Here is a 3,001-nt window from a genome sequence, read left to right as displayed (position 1 = left end):
ACTGCCGAACCGAAAACTTCGGAGCAGACGCGAGTCAGAGCTGCGGTCAGAGTGGTCTTACCGTGGTCAACGTGGCCGATGGTGCCGACGTTAACGTGGGGAAGGGAACGATCAAACTTTTCCTTAGCCATCGATACAACCCTCGCAGAAGAATAGTCTTGCGCTGATAAAACAAAGGCAGATATTTTCATATCTGCCTTGTTTGTATGGAGCTCTTGAGCGGATTTGAACCGCTGACCTCACCCTTACCAAGGGTGTGCTCTACCAACTGAGCTACAAGAGCGAAACACTTTGTGCAAAATCCAGCAAACTTGGAGCGGGTAGCGGGAATCGAACCCGCATCATCAGCTTGGAAGGCTGAGGTTCTACCACTAAACTATACCCGCGGAGCTTGCGGCTCTCGCTAAAACTGGTGGAGGGAGAAGGATTCGAACCTTCGAAGCTCTCGCAACGGATTTACAGTCCGTCCCCTTTGACCGCTCGGGAATCCCTCCAGATGTGGCCGGCATTCTATTTGTCTGCCGTCCTAGTGTCAAGCGTTTTTTCAAATTTTTTCAATTAAATCTGAAACTTAGCTGCTTTGACACCGCTTCCAGCTCTACCACCTAAGTGGTGTTCCCTGTGAAGCGGGCGCCATTCTATCAAGCTATTCGTCAGTTGCAATACCCTGGCAGAAAATAATTTTATGTTTTAAGTCTTTGAAATCATTGGAAAGAGAAGAGAGCACCGTTTCATCCAGCAATCGCTCGCTTTCCGGGGCTACCTTGAGCCAACGACCATCGGCACCAGGCAACTGCCCTACCACCGGCAACGTCGCAATATCGAGGCTAAGCAGACGCTGGCGCAGGGCTTCGAGCTGCGCCTGCGCCATTACCCCACCTATTACCAGGCATTCATCCCGGCGCTTTGGGGGTGTTGATACACCCGTTTCACGCAAAAGCCGGATTTCTTGCTGACTCCCCTTGTACAGAGACAAGGGGGCGACTTCCTTGACCTTCAGCGGGGCTTCCTGCTGATGCCACACGTAGTAGAAGACGTTGAGCACCAGTAACAGCAGAAACAACCAACGCATAGGCACCTCAATCCAATGGACAAGCCATGGCCAGCCCCACGAACACTAGGTCGGGCACGACACGCGCCTGGGGCACGGCCTCCCTCACTAGCGGCGCATCGCCCCCAGTGAGGAATACGGTGAAATCTTCACCCCACAGGGCGCGTGCCTGCTCGAGCTGCGTGCGGGCAAAACCCTGCAGCATCAGAACACAACCGCGCTCGACTGCCTCGACGGTTGAGTGCCCTGGCAACAGGCTGGTCAACGCGCGCTCGGCAGAGGCATCGTCATAACGAATGCGCCGGGTGTGGGTGCGCAACTGACTGCGCATCAATGGCATGCCCGGGCAGATATACCCGCCCAGGTGCTCGCCATCCGCAGCCACGAAGTCGGCTTTTGCAGCAGTCCCCAAATCGATGACCAGGCAAGCCCCTTTGGCAACATGAAATGCACCTAACGTGGCCAGCCAGCGATCCATCCCCAAACGCTGGTAATCCTCATAACCGTTGCGCACGCCTGCCATTTCCCGGGCGGGGTGCGCTACCCGGGCCTGAACGGCGAAGGCCTGGGAGATAACCGCGCAAAGCGCATCGGTCTCTTCCTCGCTACGCACACTTACAATGCGACAGCCCGTAAGACGCACCGAGGCGAGTGCGGCCACTTCGGCCACCAATGCCTGATCGGAGTCGACAATCCCGCCGCCCTCGATCACTGCGTCGGCGACATGGATGACCCGCCATTTGATAAAGCTGTTCCCGCAATCGAGCTCAAGAATCATCACGCAACCTCAAACTGAGCTCACCACCGCTGAAGCTCTTCTCCACTCCATCCACCTCAAGGCGCAAGCCGCCTTGCCCGTCGACGCCAAGAACAACACCATCAATACGTGTGTTACCGGCAATCAGCGATACACTCCGGCCTTGCCAAAGGTGCGCCTGCTCCCATTCCTCCTGGAATGCAGCGAAACCATAGCGCCGATGACGTGCCAGTTCATGCTGCAAATGCTGGGTTAGCGACGCCACCAGGTGATTCCGGTCTATTGCCCCACCCAGCTCGCGTCGCATCGACGTCCACTGCTGGTCGACCTGCTCGTTCGCCTGCATGTTCACATTGATGCCGACACCCAGCACAACATGGCAGACATCGGCTGGATCTCCCACCAGTTCCAGCAGAATGCCGGTGATCTTCATCCCGCGAACCAGGACATCGTTAGGCCACTTCAGCCCTACGTCCTTTACACCAAAGCCCTGCAAGGTGCGCATTACTGCCAACCCTACCACCAGGCTCAAGCCTTCAAGCTGGCGCATGCCGCCGTCAACCCGCAGCACCAGGCTGTAGTACAGGTTCTCGGCAAACGGACTGACCCATTGCCGACCACGTCGGCCACGGCCAGCGCTCTGGCGCTCGGCCAAAACCAAAAAGGGTGCTGCCTGGCCCTCACCCGCCATGCGCAGGCCTTCGGCGTTGGTCGAGTCGATCGTGTCGTGGATGAATACTGGCCACTGCTCGCCTTCGGCGAACCCAACGATTGCTTGTGCCTCGAGCAACACCAGCGGCGCAGCCAATTGGTAACCACGCCCACGAACTTTGTGAATGGTGAGGTTCAGTTCACTCTCCAGGTGCTGCAGCTGCTTCCAAACGGCGCTACGACTCACCCCGAGGGCCGCCCCCAGAGCTTCTCCGGAATGGAACCGGCCGTCCTTGAGGAGATTCAACAACTTCAGCATGCCAGTCTCGACTTGGAATAAGGCAGGCATGATAGCTATGGGCTGGGGGATTGCATAGGAAAAGGGCCGAATGCCTCGGGCTGAAACGCTCAGCCTGACGATAATGGCGCCGAGGAGCAGGCGCTGTGATGGCACCGGCTGCGCCGGTGTTCGCGGGCACGCCCGCTCCCACAGGGATTGTGGTGAGGCAAGGGGACTTTTTTGGAGCACAAAGACAAAACCC

At 57.4% G+C, this 3,001-nt stretch carries 4 protein-coding genes and 3 tRNA genes; all 7 read right to left on the bottom strand.

The genetic code is table 11. The annotated features are described in order from the left end of the window. The coding region (locus EGJ22_RS25765; RefSeq protein WP_256671882.1) for a GTP-binding protein at window positions 1–131 on the bottom strand (131 nt) is incomplete at its 3' end. Between the two features lie 76 nt (window positions 132–207). Beyond that, window positions 208–283 (bottom strand) — tRNA-Thr (locus tag EGJ22_RS25760). Window positions 284–312: 29 nt separating this feature from the next. Beyond that, a tRNA-Gly gene (locus EGJ22_RS25755) sits at window positions 313–386 on the bottom strand. Between the two features lie 24 nt (window positions 387–410). Next, window positions 411–494, bottom strand: a tRNA-Tyr gene (locus tag EGJ22_RS25750). A 152-nt stretch (window positions 495–646) separates the two neighbouring features. Continuing rightward, entirely contained in the window at window positions 647–1,072 is a 426-nt protein-coding gene (locus tag EGJ22_RS25745; protein ID WP_029888031.1) for a hypothetical protein, read from the bottom strand. 7 nt (window positions 1,073–1,079) lie between these two features. Beyond that, on the bottom strand, window positions 1,080–1,829 hold the full coding sequence (locus tag EGJ22_RS25740) for a pantothenate kinase (RefSeq protein ID WP_125920456.1): 750 nt from the start codon (window positions 1,827–1,829) through the stop codon (window positions 1,080–1,082). Further along, window positions 1,819–2,778: a bifunctional biotin--[acetyl-CoA-carboxylase] ligase/biotin operon repressor BirA gene (gene birA / locus EGJ22_RS25735; RefSeq protein WP_029888033.1), complete on the bottom strand. Its 960-nt coding sequence runs from the start codon at window positions 2,776–2,778 to the stop codon at window positions 1,819–1,821. The genes EGJ22_RS25740 and birA overlap by 11 nt, the downstream gene beginning before the upstream one ends. Window positions 2,779–3,001: the final 223 nt, after the last annotated feature.

This window comes from Pseudomonas sp. p99-361 (genome assembly GCF_003935475.1).
Classification (GTDB): domain Bacteria; phylum Pseudomonadota; class Gammaproteobacteria; order Pseudomonadales; family Pseudomonadaceae; genus Aquipseudomonas; species Aquipseudomonas juntendi.
The sequence above is the reverse complement of the archived record's forward strand: the minus strand, read 5'-3'. Positions and strand labels throughout refer to the sequence as shown.